General features: G+C 69.0%; 17 protein-coding genes. 11 read left to right on the top strand and 6 right to left on the bottom strand.

Going from position 1 to position 15,276, the window contains the following annotated elements; genetic code table 11:
- Window positions 1-103: 103 nt before the first annotated feature.
- Window positions 104-691, bottom strand: a complete 588-nt coding sequence (locus tag GVY39_RS23920; protein WP_201295320.1) for a TetR/AcrR family transcriptional regulator — start codon at window positions 689-691, stop codon at window positions 104-106.
- A 66-nt stretch (window positions 692-757) separates the two neighbouring features.
- On the opposite strand from GVY39_RS23920, the gene GVY39_RS23915 reads away from it, so the two are divergent.
- Window positions 758-1,531: an SDR family oxidoreductase gene (locus GVY39_RS23915; RefSeq protein ID WP_159928299.1), complete on the top strand. Its 774-nt coding sequence runs from the start codon at window positions 758-760 to the stop codon at window positions 1,529-1,531.
- A 60-nt stretch (window positions 1,532-1,591) separates the two neighbouring features.
- Complete coding sequence (locus GVY39_RS23910) at window positions 1,592-2,608, top strand: NADP-dependent oxidoreductase (protein ID WP_159928297.1); 1,017 nt, start codon at window positions 1,592-1,594, stop codon at window positions 2,606-2,608.
- Here GVY39_RS23910 and GVY39_RS23905 read toward each other — a convergent pair whose 3' ends face one another.
- From GVY39_RS23905 to GVY39_RS23895, 3 genes are all read right to left on the bottom strand, one after another.
- Window positions 2,609-2,962 carry a hypothetical protein gene (locus GVY39_RS23905; RefSeq protein WP_159928295.1) on the bottom strand — a complete coding sequence of 118 codons (354 nt, stop codon included), beginning with the start codon at window positions 2,960-2,962 and terminating at the stop codon, window positions 2,609-2,611. It abuts the gene before it with no gap.
- Between the two features lie 85 nt (window positions 2,963-3,047).
- Entirely contained in the window at window positions 3,048-3,866 is an 819-nt protein-coding gene (locus GVY39_RS23900) for an SAM-dependent methyltransferase (protein WP_159928293.1), read from the bottom strand.
- 151 nt (window positions 3,867-4,017) lie between these two features.
- Window positions 4,018-4,773: an IclR family transcriptional regulator gene (locus GVY39_RS23895; RefSeq protein WP_159928291.1), complete on the bottom strand. Its 756-nt coding sequence runs from the start codon at window positions 4,771-4,773 to the stop codon at window positions 4,018-4,020.
- A 256-nt stretch (window positions 4,774-5,029) separates the two neighbouring features.
- On the opposite strand from GVY39_RS23895, the gene GVY39_RS23890 reads away from it, so the two are divergent.
- The 9 genes from GVY39_RS23890 (at window position 5,030) to GVY39_RS23850 (ending at window position 13,552) form a co-directional block, all read left to right on the top strand.
- Window positions 5,030-6,070, top strand: coding sequence for an NrtA/SsuA/CpmA family ABC transporter substrate-binding protein (locus GVY39_RS23890; protein WP_159928289.1), 1,041 nt, complete (start codon window positions 5,030-5,032; stop codon window positions 6,068-6,070).
- A 1-nt stretch (window position 6,071) separates the two neighbouring features.
- A complete protein-coding gene (locus tag GVY39_RS23885) occupies window positions 6,072-6,911 on the top strand; it encodes an ABC transporter permease (protein WP_159928287.1) in 840 nt (279 codons plus the stop codon).
- The gene (locus GVY39_RS23880) at window positions 6,908-7,687 is read left to right on the top strand and encodes an ABC transporter ATP-binding protein (protein WP_236565629.1); all 780 of its coding nucleotides are present in this window, start codon (window positions 6,908-6,910) and stop codon (window positions 7,685-7,687) included. The genes GVY39_RS23885 and GVY39_RS23880 overlap by 4 nt, the downstream gene beginning before the upstream one ends.
- A complete protein-coding gene (locus GVY39_RS23875) occupies window positions 7,684-8,709 on the top strand; it encodes an ABC transporter substrate-binding protein (RefSeq protein WP_159928283.1) in 1,026 nt (341 codons plus the stop codon). Before GVY39_RS23880 ends, GVY39_RS23875 begins: the two co-directional genes overlap by 4 nt.
- Window positions 8,706-9,806 (top strand): LLM class flavin-dependent oxidoreductase, encoded by a 1,101-nt coding sequence (locus GVY39_RS23870; RefSeq protein WP_159928281.1) that lies wholly within the window; start codon window positions 8,706-8,708, stop codon window positions 9,804-9,806. The genes GVY39_RS23875 and GVY39_RS23870 overlap by 4 nt, the downstream gene beginning before the upstream one ends.
- A complete protein-coding gene (locus GVY39_RS23865; RefSeq protein ID WP_159928279.1) occupies window positions 9,803-10,972 on the top strand; it encodes an LLM class flavin-dependent oxidoreductase in 1,170 nt (389 codons plus the stop codon). The genes GVY39_RS23870 and GVY39_RS23865 overlap by 4 nt, the downstream gene beginning before the upstream one ends.
- 13 nt (window positions 10,973-10,985) lie before the next feature.
- Complete coding sequence (locus GVY39_RS23860; protein WP_159928277.1) at window positions 10,986-11,693, top strand: class II aldolase/adducin family protein; 708 nt, start codon at window positions 10,986-10,988, stop codon at window positions 11,691-11,693.
- Between the two features lie 31 nt (window positions 11,694-11,724).
- Window positions 11,725-12,666 carry an ABC transporter substrate-binding protein gene (locus GVY39_RS23855; RefSeq protein WP_159928275.1) on the top strand — a complete coding sequence of 314 codons (942 nt, stop codon included), beginning with the start codon at window positions 11,725-11,727 and terminating at the stop codon, window positions 12,664-12,666.
- Between the two features lie 604 nt (window positions 12,667-13,270).
- Window positions 13,271-13,552: a hypothetical protein gene (locus GVY39_RS23850; protein ID WP_159928273.1), complete on the top strand. Its 282-nt coding sequence runs from the start codon at window positions 13,271-13,273 to the stop codon at window positions 13,550-13,552.
- Between the two features lie 157 nt (window positions 13,553-13,709).
- Here the strand turns inward: GVY39_RS23850 and GVY39_RS23845 are convergent, their stop codons facing one another.
- Both GVY39_RS23845 and GVY39_RS23840 read right to left on the bottom strand, forming a co-directional pair.
- Window positions 13,710-13,958 (bottom strand): hypothetical protein, encoded by a 249-nt coding sequence (locus GVY39_RS23845; protein ID WP_159928271.1) that lies wholly within the window; start codon window positions 13,956-13,958, stop codon window positions 13,710-13,712.
- A gap of 338 nt (window positions 13,959-14,296) precedes the next feature.
- The gene (locus GVY39_RS23840) at window positions 14,297-15,250 is read right to left on the bottom strand and encodes a DUF5996 family protein (RefSeq protein WP_159928269.1); all 954 of its coding nucleotides are present in this window, start codon (window positions 15,248-15,250) and stop codon (window positions 14,297-14,299) included.
- Window positions 15,251-15,276: the final 26 nt, after the last annotated feature.

Here is a 15,276-nt window from a genome sequence, read left to right as displayed (position 1 = left end):
CGAGTCGATGCTCCGTACGCTCATCTCGATTCCGCTGCGCGCCAATGATTCCGTTGTTCGACGCGCGGATGCGTCCGTTCCTGCGACAGCGGTCGCGCTTCGGTCAGGCCGATGCGCGGGGCAGCAATGCCTCGACCAACGGGAGGGACCGGGCGGCCGGACCGGTGGCGCCGAACGCCTGCGTTGTCGCGTAGACGCCCTCCATCACCAGCATCAGCTGGTCGGCCAGCGCGTCCGGATCGGGGATCGGCGCGCACGCCGCGAGTTCGCCGACCAGGGTGCCGAACTGGGCGCGCACCCAGCTCTTCATCGCGACGGCGTGTTGGTGGCCGAGCAGGTCGTGGGCCGGGAACTCACCGAGCGCGATGAGGAAGGGGCAACCGCGGCAGGATTCGGGACGGACCTGTTCGGCCAGCGCCTCGAACAGGGCGAGGATGCGTTCGCGCGGACCGTCCCCGCTGGCCGCCGCGGTGAACCACTCCCGGTAGTGGCGGTCCTCCCGCTCCAGGTACGCGGCGACCAGATCGTCTTTGGAGCCGAAGAGCCGGTACAGGGTGGGCGGCGCGACATCGGCCTCGGCCGCGACGCGATCCACGCCGGTCGCGCGAATTCCCTGTTGGTAGAACAGCTCCCGTGCGACGACCAGGATGTGCTCCTTGGTTTCCGCGGCGGCTCGACGTTTCGGTTCCACGGGTCTACAGTAGCGCTTGTCAATGATGTTAGGGAACGTTCCATAACAAGAGTGCGGGAGTGCGGAATGACCGAGTCGAACGGGAAGACCGCCCTGGTTACCGGGGCCTCGCGGGGGATAGGCCGGGCCATCGCCGAGCGCCTTGCCGCCGACGGCGCCGAGGTGGCCGTGCATTACGGCACCAACAAGGAGGCGGCCGAAGCGACGGTGTCGGCGATCCGGCGCGCGGGCGGCCGGGCGTTCCCGGTGCGCGCCGAACTGGGCGTCGAGGGCGACATCGACCAGCTGTTCGGCGAATTGGCGGCAGGCTTGGGCGGCAGGCCGTTGGACATCCTGGTGAACAACGCCGCGATCATCGCCTACGAGGCCACCGTCGAGCAGGCCACGCCCGAGGACTTCGACCGGCTGTTCGCGGTCAACGTACGGGCGCCGCTGTTCATCGTCCAGCGGGCGTTGCCGTTGCTGCGCGACGGCGGGCGCATCGTCAACATCTCCTCCGGCGTCACCTGGTTCGCCACGCCGGAGGTCGTCTACGGCATGACCAAGGGCGCGCTCAACGTGCTGAGCAGGTCGCTGGCGAACACGCTGGGGCCGCGTGGGATCACGGTGAACACGGTCTCGCCGGGCATCACCGACACCGACATGAACTCCTGGCTGCACACCAACGACGGCGCGATCGCGGGCGTCGCGGGCATGACCGCGCTGGAGCGCGTCGGCAGCGGCGCGGACATCGCCGACGCGGTGGCCTTCTTCGCCTCCGACGACGGGCGCTGGGTCACCGGCCAGACGCTGGAGGTGAACGGCGGCTTGTTCCTGGGGCCGAAAGCGCCGTCGTGGTGAGCGCCGGACACGATCAGGCGCGGACGTCCGGCGCCCGCGTTTCCGGTTAGGGTGGGGCGCATGGTCGAGTCGACGCGAATCGTGCTTGCTTCCCGGCCGGTGGGCGCGCCCACCCCGGAGAATTTCCGGACCGAGATCGCGAAGCTCCCCGCACCGGATGAGGGCGAAGTCCTGCTGCGCACCCTCTACCTGTCGCTCGACCCGTACATGCGCGGCCGTATGAGCTCGGCCGAGTCCTACGCCGACCCGGTGGAGATCGGCGGGGTGATGGTCGGCGCCACCGTGGCCGAAGTGCTCGAATCCCGCGACCCGTCGGTCGCGGAAGGCGATGTGGTGCTGGCCTATTCGGGGTGGCAGACCCACGACGTCGCCCCGGCGCGTGGGCTACGCAAGCTCGACCCGGGCAAGGCCCCGGTCTCGACCGCACTGGGTGTACTCGGCATGCCCGGGTTCACGGCCTACGCGGGACTGCGCGAGATCGGCAAACCCCAGCCGGGGGAGACACTCGTGGTGGCCGCGGCCACCGGACCGGTGGGCTCGGCCGTCGGCCAGATCGCCAAGATCGGCGGCACGCGCACGGTCGGCATCGCGGGTGGGCCACGCAAGGTCGCCTACCTGGACGAACTCGGCTTCGACGTCGCGCTCGACCATCGCGCCCCCGACTTCACCGAGCAGTTGGCGGCGGCGGTGCCCGACGGCATCGACGTCTATTTCGAGAACGTCGGTGGCGCGGTGGCGGACGCGGTCTATCCGCTGCTGAACACCTACGCGCGCGTGCCCGTCTGCGGGCTGATCGCCAACTACAACGCGGCCGGCGCTCCGGAGGGGCCGGACCGGCTGCCCGCCTACTACGGCCGCATCCTGACCAAGAGCCTGACGGTGCGCGGATTCATCCAGACCGAGTTCGTCCGCGAGTTGTTCCCGGACTTCCTGCGGCAGATGGGGGAATGGGTCGCCGAGGGTCGTGTGCGTTATCTCGAGGACGTGGTGCCCGGCTTGGCGGCAGCGCCCGAGGCGTTCATCGGCATGCTCGAGGGGCGTAACTTCGGCAAGGTGGTCGTGCGGGTCGCCGACTGATCAACGCGCGACGGCGCCGCCGCCGATTCCGAGGTACACCACCATCAGCACGAACAGGAACCAGCCCGCACCCTGCCAGATCGGCCAGGTCCGGCCGCGGCGCCACTGCACATAGGTTTCGACGAAGGCGCCGATGCCGCCGATCAGCAGGATCGCGGACGGTCCGAGCACCACGGCGACCTGCGCGGCGCTGTCACACAGCAGCCTGTCCCGTTCCGCGCACTCGCGCTGGGCGGCCCACAGCAGGATCAGCACGAAGACCAGCGCGGCGGTGGCGAGCACCGAGGCGACGTAGGTCACGGCGCGGCGGAAGCCGCGCGGATCGCGCCAGCGCTTCTCGACGTCTTCGCCCATGTTCACCGCCTTCGCCGTCCGCGGCCGTCGGGTCCATCCGACGTGATTGCCGCGCCGCGACGGCTCAAACGTCGCCCGCTTCGGCTCAGGGCTTGCGCCCGACCCCCGCCCAGTACCAGGCTGATCGCGGCTCGGCATCCGATTCCGCACGCCAGGCGGTGATCGGCACGACACCCGGCTCCAGGAGTTCGGTGCCGGTGAAGAAGGTTTCGGTTTCCTCGCGGCTGCGCGGCCGGAACGCGATGCCCGCCCGCTCGGCCGCGGCCGTCGCGCGCGCCATCGCACGCGGGTCGAAATCGGCGGTGGAATGGGTGAGCACCAGGTAGCTGCCCGACGGCGCCGCGTCCAGCAGCCTCCCGACGACGCCGTGCGGATCGGCGCTGTCGGGTAGGAACATCATGATCGCCACCAGGATTATCGCGATCGGCCGGTCCGGGTCGAAAGTGTCGGCCAGGACGGGCGCGTCCAGAATGGCGCGCGGATCGCGGAGATCGGCGTCGAGGAACGCGATCCGGCCTGGTGGTTTGCCCGCCATCAAGGCTCTGGCGTGGGCGAGTACGAGAGGGTCGTTGTCGACGTAGACTACGCGCGCGGACGGATCGATCCGCTGGGCCACCTCGTGCGTGCTGCCGGCTGTGGGCAGGCCCACGCCGATGTCGAGGAATTGATCTATGCCCGCCTCGCCGGCGAGGCAGCGCACCGCCCGGCCGAGGAACGCGCGATTGGCGCGAGCCATATCGCGGATGCCGGGAATGTGCGTGGCGATCGTGTCACCGAGCGCGCGGTCGGCGGGGTAGTTGTCCTTGCCGCCGAGCCAATAGTCGTAGACCCGCGCCTCGTGCGCGAGGTTCGTGTCGAGCTTGATCGGCGACCCGGCGCGCACCCACGCGTGACCGTCCGGCATGGCGACTCCCTTCCGAGGCGGCGCCGGGCACAGCCGGCGCGGCACCGCTGTCGCCTCCCGAATGACGACCCCGTGTGACGAATTACGCGTCAAGGATAGGGGTGCGAACATCTGGCACACGGTGATTCGACCGGATGATCCCGATCTTCGCTCAGACCTGGTCGGCGGCGGCGAATCCGGCCGAGATCTCCTGTGCGGTGACCTTCGCGAGTTCGACGAAGAACGGCACGCGTTCGGGAATCATCAACGTCGTGGGGCCGCGCAGACCCAGCGCGAACCGGCAGCGGCCCGCCGGGTCGAGGATGGGCAGCCCGATGGTGCGGAATCCGGGATCGAGTTCCTCGTCGTTGTAGGCGTACCCGCGCTCGCGTGTGGTGACCAGTTCCGCGCGCAGCTCGCCCGGCCCGGACACCGAGCGCTCGGTCCCTTCGTCGTAAGGCAGCTCGCGCAGCTGCTCGTCGGTGGCCTCGGACCAGGCCAGCAGCGCCTTGCCGAGCGCGCTGGCGTGCAGGGGCAGGCGTACGCCTTGGAGCGCGTGCCCGTCGGTCTCCCGCCACCGGCTGGTGCCGAGCAGTACGGCGTGGATCCCGTGGCGGGTGGCGACCGAGCAACTGGCGCCGGTGGTGCCCGCGAGGTGTTCCAGATATGGTTCGGCGAGGTAGATCCGGTGCTGGCGGTAGGCGATCTGTCCCCACTCCGCGAGTGCGCTGCCCATGCGATACCTGCTGGATTCGGCGTTCTTCTCCAAGAATCCCGCCTGCACGAGCGTGGCCAGCAGGCGATGCGTGGTGCTCACCGCCAGGCCCTGCTGCCGCGCCACCTCCGAGACGCCGCGCTCCCGGCCGTCGCGGAAGCAGTCCAAGACCGAGAGAGCGCGGGTGACGGTCTGCACGCCGGAGGGTTCCACGAATGCGACGGTAACACAGGGCTGCGGACCAAACCGTTCGATCTTTCCGATATTTGGAAAGCGATGAGAAGGTCAAGGTGGATACTTCCGCAACACTCCGTTTAGGAGCGGAAGTAAGGGGGGTTTCGGGCGAGCTGGGCACTGACCCCGATATGTCAAGCTTTCCGATCCACGGAAAGCATTACCTCGTGACCAGGTCTCCTCCTCCCTACTCTGCGAAGGCATTGATCGACATTTCCGACAAGGAGTCCTCACGATGTCCCGCAGGCGGCAAGCCCTCATGCGCATCGCGCTAGCGATCGTTCCCTTAGTCGCACTCGTCGCCGCGTGTGGTTCGGACGCCGACGACGACACCGGCGCGGGATCCTCTTTCGTGCTGAAGGTCGCCGATCCCGGCAACTCCGGGCCGCTGGCGGTCGGCAAGCGCGACGGAACCTTCGACGCGGCGCTGGCGCCGCTCGGCGCGAAGATCGAGTGGGTCGGTATCACCCCCGGCTTCAGCTCGAACCTGAAGCTGTTCAACACCGGAGAACTCGACGTGTCCGGCGCGGCGTTCAGCCCCGTCGTCGGCGCGCTGTCCAAGGACGTTGGCGTGCGGATCGTCGCGGTACAGGATCCGGCGGGCAAGGATCAGAGCGGCATCATCGTGGCTCCGGAATCGGGCGTGCGTTCGGTCGCCGAGCTGGTCGGCAAGCGCGTCGCGGTGAATCCCGCCGCCAAGGGCGAGTACATCCTGCTCAAGGCGCTCGCGCAGGCAGGGGTCCCGGCCGACAAAGTGACGCGGGTTCCGCTGCAACAGAAGGACGCCGCTTCAGCGTTCGCGACCGGCAAGGTGGACGGCTGGGCGTCGTTCCTGGTGCCCTACCAGGAGGCCAAGGCCAACGGCGGTGTCGAGATCGCCACCGAGAAGAGTATCGGCTCCAACGACAATACGGTCGTCGTGTTCCGCACCGAGGTGCTCGAGCAGCGCCCGGACGTGGCGGCGAAGTATCTCGAAGTGCTGCAGGGTCTGTCGGTGAAGCAACGGGCCAACCCGGCCGAGTTCGAGAACGTCTTCGAGAAGACCGGTCCGCGCGCGCTGTCGGGCCAGCGGCTGTCGGACGCCCACCGGGTCGGCGCCGAGGCCAGCGTGCCGCACCTGCCGAACGAGGCGGACGCCGCCGCCTTGGCCGACGTGGTGAACACCTTCTTCGACAACGGCGTCATCACCCGCAGGATCACCGCCGCGGACATCTTCTACGACCTGAAGTCCAAGCTGACGCCCGAGCAGCTGGCATCGGTCCAGGCGGGCAGCTGAGATGGCGGTGATCGCCGCGGCGGGGCCGGGGCCCACCGAGCTCGCCCCGCCCCGTAGCCGCGTCGGAAAGCGCAGGCCCACTTGGTTCTCGGTGCCGTTACGGTTCCTGCTTCCGGCAGTGATCGTGGCCGGTTGGTGGGTGGGCTCCGCGACCGGAGCACTCTCCGAGCGTGTGCTGGCGGGCCCGCCCGCCGTGTGGACGGCATTCACCGAGCTGCTCGGCACCGGCCAGCTGGTCGACTTCGCGGTCGCGTCGTTCGTGCGCGCCGCGCTCGGCGTCGGCATCGGCGTGGCCATCGGGTTGACGCTCGGGCTGCTGTCCGGGTTGTCCGGCCTCGGTGAGGAACTGGTCGACTCGACCATGCAGATCCTGCGCGCGGTGCCGTTCCTCGCGCTGGTGCCGCTGTTCATCGCCTGGTTCGGCATCGACGAGCTGTACAAGGTGCTGCTCATCGCCGTCGCGACGGTCGCGCCGATGTACGCGTACACCTACCTCGGCGTCCGCAACGTCGACCGCAAGATGGTCGAGGCCGCCCGCGGTTTCGGGCTGGCGGGCCCGCGGCTGGTGCTGGAGGTCGTCCTGCCTTCGGCGCTGCCCGGGGTGCTGATGGCGCTGCGGGTGTGCTTGTCCATCAGCATCACCGGTCTCATCGCTGCCGAACAGGTCGGCACCAGGGAGGGTGTGGGCTACCTGGTCACCTTGGCCCAGGAGTACAACCGCACGGACTACATGGTGCTGTGCGTCGTGTTGTACGCGCTGCTCGGTCTGGTCTTCGACGGGCTGGTTCGGCTGGCGGAGCGCTTCGCGATGCCATGGCGCGGACAGGTGGCGATCCGATGACCGCCGTCACCGAACCCGGAGCGGAGCTGACCACCGCGCCCGCGCCGACCGAAGCGGTCGCGGTATCGATCACCGGCCTGCGGAAGTCCTTCGGCGACAAGACGGTTCTCGACGGCACCGATCTGACCATCCGGCGCGGCGAGTTCGTCGTCCTGCTCGGGCCCAGCGGCACCGGCAAGACCACGCTGCTGCGCCTGCTCACCGGACTCGAAGCGCCGGACGCAGGGGAGGTGCTCGTCCCCGGCAGGCGCACCACCGTGTACCAGGAGCCGCGGTTGATCCCTTCGAAACGGGTGCTGGCGAACGTCATCGTCGGGCAGCGCCGGTCCCGGCACAACCGGGAAGCGGGACTGCGTGCGCTCGCCGAGGTCAACCTCGTCGGCAAAGCCCGGCAGTGGCCTGCCACACTCTCCGGCGGCGAAGCGCAGCGCGCTGCGTTGGCTCGCGCCCTCGTGCGCGACCCCGAACTGCTGCTGCTCGACGAGCCGTTCGCGGCGCTGGACGCGCTGACCCGCTTGCAGATGCAGGATCTGGTCGGCGACCTCGTCGCCCGGCACCGTCCCGCGGTACTGATGGTGACCCACGACGTCGACGAGGCGATCCGGTTGGCCGACCGGGTGCTGATCCTGGACAACGGGCGCTTCGCCGTGGATGTCGACATCGACGTGGCCCACCCGCGCGACCGCGCCGACCCCGAGACCCTGCGCTACCGATCCCTTTTCCTCACCCAGCTCGGCGTGGGTCACACCACGCCCGCTCCAAGGAGTGCCCCATGACCGACACCCTCTGGTACACCCGTTGCCCGGTTCCGACCGCGAGCGGGCTCGCGCACAGCCTCGGCTGGCTCGGCGATACCGCCACGCGGGCCGGGCTCGACTTCGGCGTCCTCCAGGACGCTGGACCGGAGCTGGCCGGCCACCACTTCCTGCACGACCTGTCCGGGCTGATCCGGGAGGGCGGCAACGTTCCGGCCCTCGCGGCGCGCGCACAGGGATCGCCGACCCGTTTGATCGGATTGACCTGGATCGATGAGGCACAGGCCATTCTGGTCGGTCCGGACTCGACGGTCCGCGGCCCCGCCGAGCTGACCGGGCTGCGCGTCGGCGTTCCCGCGTGGGCACAGGACCAGGCGCGCAGCTTCCCCCGGGCGATGGCCCTGCACGGCTTCGCGAACGCACTGTGGCTCGGTGGACACACCCTGGCCGACGTGACCATCGTCGAACTCGGCGTCGAGCGGAACCCGCAGGTGCGCACCGAAGTCCAGGCGAACCGGCGCGCCGTCACCTGGGGTGTCGAGGAACTGCTGCGCGGCGAAGTGGACGCCGTCTACGTCAAGGGCGCCCGCGCTCAGGAAGTCGCGCGAGAGCACGGTCTGCGCGTCGCCGTGGATCTGGACGCCACCGACGCCAAACGCTCGCGGGTCAACAACGGCACCCCCCGCCCGATCACCGTGCACGCCGACTTGCTCCAGGCGCGTCCGGAGGTGGTCGTGGAGTTCCTCGCGCAGAGTCTGCGGGCGGCGGACTGGGCCGCGGGCGATTTGCACGGGGTGCGGGAGGTGTTGCAACGGGAAACGCTGTCCGGCCCGGAGGGTGTCGTCGCGGCGTACGGCGAGAACTTCCACCGCGACCTGCACCCCTCGCTGTCGGAAGAGCGGATCGAGCTGCTCGGCGTGCAGAAGCACTTCCTCTACACACACGGTTTCCTCGCCGCCGATTTCGACCTGGACTCCTGGGTCGCGCCCGAACCGCTGGCCCGGGCCAGGGAACTCGTCGAGTCCGGGCGGGTGCCCGCATGACGGAGTTCCTGTGGCGTCTGCCTTCCCGCGGCGACGGCCGCCACGCCCGACCGCGACAGCGCAACCGCGGCGGCTTCGGCGGACCCGTGCCGGGGACACCCGCGACCGACCTGCGGCCGGGACGGTACGGCCCGTTCGACGACCTCGCCCAGATCATCGATGCCGCCGAACTGGCCGGACTGGACGGGGTGCTCGCGCCCTACGACCCGGACGGCGAGGAATCGTGGATCGTCGCGGGCGGCGCGCTGCGCGGCACGCGATACTCCCGCGTCGTCGTCGAATTCCAGCCCGCCTTCGGGACACCGGTCTACGCCGCGAAGATGTCCGCGACCCTGCAACATATTTCGGGCGGACGCCTGGCATGGCGGCCGGCCGTGGACACCGACCCCGCCGACGCCCGGACCCGCGGCGATCGCGTCACCGGAGACGACCGCTACGCCAGGGCGGCTGAATTCCTCACCGTCGCCCGCGGCGTATGGAACGACGCTCCGGTGGCCGCGGCGGGATTCGCGGGCACCGGGTTCCACTACGCGGGCGCTCATTACGACGTGATCGACGGTGGCTTTCGCGGCATCCTGTCGGGGCTGCCGTTCCCCACGGTCTACCTGTCCGGCGATTCCGCCGCGGCGCTCGAGCTTTCGGCCCAGCACGGGGACGTGCACGTTTTCACCGAGACCGCGGCGGGCGTGCGGACCGCGATCGGCGCCCTGCGCGCTCGCGCCGCGGCGGCGGGACGGACGGTACGGGCTGGACTGGAGCTGCCGGTCATCGCGCGGGAAACCGAGGACGAGGCGTGGGCGCGCGTCGAACGGCAGTGGCGCGAGGTGCACCCGGATGGACCCGGCGCACGGGAACACGATCTGGGCGACGGCCGCTGGTCGGGGTTCGCCGACCTGGGATACGCCGCGAGCATCGGCCTCGTCGGCAGCTACGCCCAGGTGGCGCACCGCCTTACGTCCTACGCCGAGGCAGGCGTCGACAGCGTGGTGCTCTCGGGGCACCCGCACATCGAGGAACTGCATCGCGCGGGCGAACATCTCTTGTTCCTCGCCGACCCGGTCGGGCGCACCCTGACCGCTCAGGAGGCAACCGCATGACCATCGACATCTACTGGCGCATCGGCATGGAGGGTGACCACGCCTCGCTGCGCACCCCGCGCCGATACAACCGCGGCCACGCAGGCGGTTACGGGCCGGGCAACATCGCCCCCGCCATCCGTGGCGGCGCACTCGACGGCTACGGCTACATCGACCACATGGCGGCGGTGGCGAAAGCCTCCGAATCGGCCGGTTTCCTCGGCGGCTTGCTGCCGTCGTTCCCGGTGACCGACGACCCGTGGGCGGTCGCGGCCGCGCTGGCCGGGGAGACCACCACCTACCGGTTCATGGTCGCCTTCCAGCCCGGCTTCCTGCATCCGGTGCAGGCGGCGCGGATGTCGGCGAGCTTGCAGCGCGCTACCGGCGGCAGGCTGGTCTACAACATCATCAGCGGCGGCGGCGGGCCCGCCCAGCTGTGGTGGGGCGACAAAGTGGCGCACGACGATCGCTACGCGCGCACCAGCGAATTCCTCGACGTGCTGCGCGGCGTGTGGGACGGCGAGCCCTACGACCACGACGGCCGGTTCTTCCGCACCGAGGGCGCCGCGCTTGCGCCGGGCATCGCCGGGCAGCCGTTCCCCGAGGTGTACTTCTCGGGGTCCTCGGCCGCCGCGGTCCAAGCCGCAGGCAAGCACGCCGACTACTACCTGTCCTGGCTGGAGCCGTTCGGCGATCTGCGCGCCAAGTTCGACGGCGTGCGCGCACACGCCGCGACGATCGGCCGGACACCGAGATTCGCCGTCCGCATCGACATCCTGGCCCGGCACACCGAGGAGGCGGCCTGGGCGGAGATCGAGAAGGGCTGGGCCTTCGTCGACCGCGGCGCGGCCGAGCGGGCCGCCAAGGGCGATTCGGTCGGCGCCGCCCGTATCCAGGGCTGGGTGCCCGAAATTATCACCGGGTACCGCGACCTGGAAGTACAGCCCAACGTCTGGTGCGGGTTCAGCCTGATCCGCGGCGGACCGGCGTTCGGCCTGGTCGGCAGCTACGAGCAGGTGGCGCAGCGGCTCGACGAGCTGATCGACCTCGGCGTCGACGCGTTCATCCTCGCTGGCAACCCGCACCTGGAGGAGGCCTACCGCGTCGGCGAAGAGGTGCTTCCACTGCTCGGCCGGTCCCGGCTCACCGCGTCTGCCGCCGCGACGTCCCTTTCCCCCGCTCGATGATTCAGGAGAGACAATGACCACCACCGAGACCCGATTGCCGGAGTCCGTCACCGCTTTCGTCGCCGCCGCCACCCGCGACGCGCAGAAGGCGTTCCGAGTGTTCCGGGAGACCGGCACCGTTTCCGGCAACGGCACCGTCAACTTCGTGGAACGCGTGCCGGGCGAGGAGATCGCCGTCGCCTTGAACGAGCCGGGGCCGTGGGCCGACGACCGTACCGTCGCGCCGGTGATCGCCACCTTCGACGGCGAGGTGCTGTCCGGGACCGGCTCCGCCGGCTTCGTCACCGGCTACGCGAAGGTGTTCCGCGCGCATCCGGAGATCACCTCCGTGGTGCACATCCACACGCCGTGGCTGGGCGGATGGGCGCAGACTCACCGCACGCTGCCGATCCGATACGCGGCCTCGCAGCGCCTCACCCTGTCCAGGGCCATTCCGCCGCACATCGATCGCAGCATCGGGGCGGGGGATTTCATCCTGTCGAAGCTGGTCGACGACCCGGACCTGGTCGCGATCTTCGAAGCGAACGGCGGCGCGAACGTGATCGGCCGCTCGGGGTTGCTGGAGCTGGCGAAGTTCGTCGTGCTGCTCGAGGAGGGCGCGCAATATCAGGCGATCGCCGAAACCCTCGGCGGCGCGGTCGAATTCGATCCGTCCAACCTGGCGGTGCAGTGGAGCCGCAGCGGACTCGCCGACGAAGCCCGCCGACGCGGCTTGATCTGACCGGCGCCACCCACCGAAATCGAGGACCATCATGACCGTTCGTGTCGGCTACTTCCCGCACAACAATTCACTGTTCGTCCTGCGCCACCGCGGCATCTTGGAAAAGCTGCTGCCCGATCCGGAATGGGTCGACCTGCGTGACCTGCCCCGCCCGGCGCCGGTCGACCCGAGGACGGGACTGCCGTCGTTGCATTCGGATCATCTGTTCACCGGAGGCTACGACTTCATCGGCACCGGCTTCACACCGCCGCTGACCGCGCTCGCGGGCGGGCGCGACATCGTCTACGTCGGCATCTCCGGACCTCGGGTGGAGAACGGCCGCCTGGTCACCAAGGCCGATTCCGGTATCGAGACCGTGTTGGATCTGAAGGGCAAGCGAGTCGGCATCGCGCACGGTTCCTGGCAGACCACCCTCGCGTTGCTCGCGCTGGACCGAGCGGGACTTGCCTGGCGAGACATCGAGCCGGTGGACACCGACGTGCACGACGGCGGCGCGGCGCTGCTGCGCGGTGACCTGGACGCCTGGGTCGGCGCGTACCCGGGTCTCGCGGCGGTCGAGGCGGCCACCGAGCTGCGGACCCTCGTGGACACCGAGTCCCTGTTCAGCCATCCCTCGCTGTGGTTCACCCGCCGGGACTTCGCCGAAGACAATCGCGCGGCGCTGACGGCGATCATCACCGCTTTGCAGCAGTCCGACGCCTGGATCAGGGAGAACCCGCGAGCGGCCGCTCAGTACTTCGTGGACGACGCGATCGCCCGTGGCGCCACCGCGAGCCTGGACGAGTGGGAAGCCGCCCTGCGCGGCAGGCCGTTCGGCGTCGAACCCGTATCCGAGGATTTCCTGGACGAGCAGCAGCACGCGGCGGATCTGCTGACCGCAAACGGTCTGCTGCCGCGGACGGTGCGCGTCCGGGATGCGGTCCTGCCGTGGATCGGCCGGACGGTGCTCGCCGAATCGGTGGCATCGGTCTGAACGGCTGAACGGCTGAACGCGCCGCAGTGTCGGATCGACGCCCCGGCGCGTTCGGTGTTCCGCCCCGGTCAGCGAGGTGAAATATCCGGTCGGCCACCGTGTCTCTCGGTCGAGCGCAGCTCGAACCAATACGCTGCGACAACGGTGGCATAACCGGCCACGACTGCCGTCGCGGTGACGATCAATAGTGTGATGAGCAGTGGAATCAAGAAAGCGGTGTGCATTGTGCCCTCCCCGCGGTCACGGTGATCTCAGCGGAAGGTTCGGCGCCGCACTGCACCGACATCATGTCAGCCCCTGCACTGAGTGAAATCCTAAAGGTCGCAGCCTTCTCCGGCACGGCACGTGCCTGTGAGTTGAATCATGCGCACTACGGTGTGTCGCGGGGAATACACCTTCGCCATGCGGTCTAATTGATCTTGTCACGAGTTTTCCCGGTCATCGCTCGTAAAGCGGCACACGACCACGACACGGGACCGCCGGATCGGCGGCCGTGGATGTCGCGGTGCCCGTGGTGCGCCGAACTGCTCGGTAGCCGCAGCTCTTTCTCTCGAATCTGTCTCCAGCATCACCTCGGCATGCGAAAAGGAGAACGAACGTGAGCATGATCCTCGCCGCGCTGCACGACACCGTGGTCGCGCAGCAGTTCGAAAATCCGACTGCGGAAGAGCCGCCGATCGCGGACAAATTCATGCAGCTGGGCCGCTACTTCACCTGGTTGGTCCAGCTCTCCGGAATCACGGCGATCACTTACGGCGGCGGCAGGTTCGCGTGGGAGAAATGGAACGGCGGCACCCTCCAGTCGCCGAAAATGGTCGCCAGTGCGATGGCAGGCGGCGCGGTGGCGACGAGCGCGGGCACCATCATGAACGCGATCATCGGCTGACGCACGGCCCCGCACGCGTGACCACCGGCCCGACGGCCTCTGTCGGGCCGGTGTCTTCGTATCCGATCGCTGGTCTCGATTGCTCGGTTCGATGCACACGGAAGGGCGGCCCATGCGGGGTGCCCGGACGATCCGGCCCGCCGTAGCGACAGTCGGGTCAACGCCCTCCGGTGCAGTACCCCTCCGGGGTGTACTGGCAGGGACGTTCGTTGCGACCTTGGTATCCGCCGTGGTTGCTGCTCAGGCCCCGTCTTCCCACGCCGGAACCGCGCTTGTCGGCAGGGTCGTGGGAGTACCGGTCCGCTGTGGTGGTCACGATGGGCTCCGGCGAGGCGATGGCCGCCGCCGTCACGACCGCCCCGCCGATCAGCGCCGAAGCCACCACTCGACCTACTGTTACGCGCATCCTCGTGTTCTGCATGAGTTCTATCCCGTCGATTAACGTGCCGTCATATAACGATACATTGATCAGTGGACCGATATATGCACAACTATTCCCAGGAGTGGGAGCGATGATGTAAGCGCTGATCAGGCCGACGAGGCCGGTCACCCCGGGCGGGTGGAAGTCTTACGCCCTGTCCGACGTGCCGTTCGGCCGGGCGCGAAGCGGCTTCGGGGTGTGGCAGGTGAGCAGGGGCTCCGCCATGGACGGCATGCCGAGGCGTGTCGCCGAGGTGGGTCGAAGGAGCGTGACCGTCGCTGTCGCGGCACTCTCCCGGCTCGGCCGATCACGGCTGTGCCACATTACGTCGGGGGCCGGCGCTTGTGGTTCCAGCGGCCCGGGTCCGCCTCCAGGGCCGAGCGGTCCCAGTGGCCGAGTTCGGCGGCGGCCGCATATGTCGTGTCGAGGAACTCGAGCAGCGCCGATTCGGGCGCTTCGGCGGTGCGAACTGCCTCATACGGCAGGAGGAACTGCCGGTAGTCGCCGCTGTAGGAGGCTGCGCGCGGGCCGACCCGGTAGTCGGCGAAGCCGACGGGTTCCGGGTACGCGTAGGCATAGAAAGCGCCTTCGGTCCCGCCCCCGGGCCAGAAGCCGCAACTGCTCAGTTCGTGCGAGTAGCCCTCGACCATGACCCAGTCGCCGCAGTTGGGGGCGCCGCCCGGGTGTGGCGGCGCGGCCCGCCCGGAGAATCTGGTGCATGCCAGGTCCATCGCGCCCCAGAAGAAGTGCACCGGGCTCACCTTGCCGAGGAAACGCGAACGGAACTGGTGCATGACGCGATCGGCGGCGATCAGTTGGCGCCAGAACAAGGTGGCGGACGCGGCGTCATAGGAGCGATGCTCGTAGTCGTCGGCGAACGGGACGGCGGGCTCGACCTCGTTGGGTCTGGCCTGGATGTGCACCGGAATGCCGAGTTCACCGAGCGCTTGGACGGTTTCGCCGTAGAAGACCGCCACCGGCTTGGGCTCGAGCGCGACCTGGCGGGTGCGGCCGTCGCTGGAGCGGATGTGCAGCCGGTGGTCGAGGAAGTCGAATTCGATGTCGAAGCAACCGGACGCGTGCGGGATGGCGGAGGTGGTGAGTCCCCTCGGGCTGACGTAGAAAGTGACCTGCCACCAATGGTTGACCAGCGGCGCGCGCGAAAGCCTGATCTTGCCGACAATCTGTGTCCACATATGCAGCGTCTCGCGAGTAGAAGTCCAGCTATCGACGCGCAAGGCGGGCCAGGCTTCGGGAGCGGCATCTGTGCCCGTCATCGCTGCACCTCCGCTCATTCGGCAAT

Source organism: Nocardia sp. CY15 (genome assembly GCF_009829295.1).
Lineage (GTDB): Bacteria > Actinomycetota > Actinomycetes > Mycobacteriales > Mycobacteriaceae > Nocardia > Nocardia sputi.
The sequence above is the reverse complement of the archived record's forward strand: the minus strand, read 5'-3'. Positions and strand labels throughout refer to the sequence as shown.

Coding starts and splice junctions, on each gene's coding strand:
- GVY39_RS23890 (WP_159928289.1), top strand. CDS start 5,030: ATGTCCCGCAGGCGGCAAGCCCTCATGCGCATCGCGCTAGCGATCGTT.
- GVY39_RS23875 (WP_159928283.1), top strand. CDS start 7,684: ATGACCGACACCCTCTGGTACACCCGTTGCCCGGTTCCGACCGCGAGC.
- GVY39_RS23845 (WP_159928271.1), bottom strand. CDS start 13,958: ATGCGCGTAACAGTAGGTCGAGTGGTGGCTTCGGCGCTGATCGGCGGG.
- GVY39_RS23900 (WP_159928293.1), bottom strand. CDS start 3,866: ATGCCGGACGGTCACGCGTGGGTGCGCGCCGGGTCGCCGATCAAGCTC.
- GVY39_RS23855 (WP_159928275.1), top strand. CDS start 11,725: ATGACCGTTCGTGTCGGCTACTTCCCGCACAACAATTCACTGTTCGTC.
- GVY39_RS23880 (WP_236565629.1), top strand. CDS start 6,908: ATGACCGCCGTCACCGAACCCGGAGCGGAGCTGACCACCGCGCCCGCG.
- GVY39_RS23865 (WP_159928279.1), top strand. CDS start 9,803: ATGACCATCGACATCTACTGGCGCATCGGCATGGAGGGTGACCACGCC.
- GVY39_RS23860 (WP_159928277.1), top strand. CDS start 10,986: ATGACCACCACCGAGACCCGATTGCCGGAGTCCGTCACCGCTTTCGTC.
- GVY39_RS23915 (WP_159928299.1), top strand. CDS start 758: ATGACCGAGTCGAACGGGAAGACCGCCCTGGTTACCGGGGCCTCGCGG.
- GVY39_RS23850 (WP_159928273.1), top strand. CDS start 13,271: ATGATCCTCGCCGCGCTGCACGACACCGTGGTCGCGCAGCAGTTCGAA.
- GVY39_RS23910 (WP_159928297.1), top strand. CDS start 1,592: ATGGTCGAGTCGACGCGAATCGTGCTTGCTTCCCGGCCGGTGGGCGCG.
- GVY39_RS23885 (WP_159928287.1), top strand. CDS start 6,072: ATGGCGGTGATCGCCGCGGCGGGGCCGGGGCCCACCGAGCTCGCCCCG.
- GVY39_RS23905 (WP_159928295.1), bottom strand. CDS start 2,962: ATGGGCGAAGACGTCGAGAAGCGCTGGCGCGATCCGCGCGGCTTCCGC.
- GVY39_RS23870 (WP_159928281.1), top strand. CDS start 8,706: ATGACGGAGTTCCTGTGGCGTCTGCCTTCCCGCGGCGACGGCCGCCAC.
- GVY39_RS23840 (WP_159928269.1), bottom strand. CDS start 15,250: ATGACGGGCACAGATGCCGCTCCCGAAGCCTGGCCCGCCTTGCGCGTC.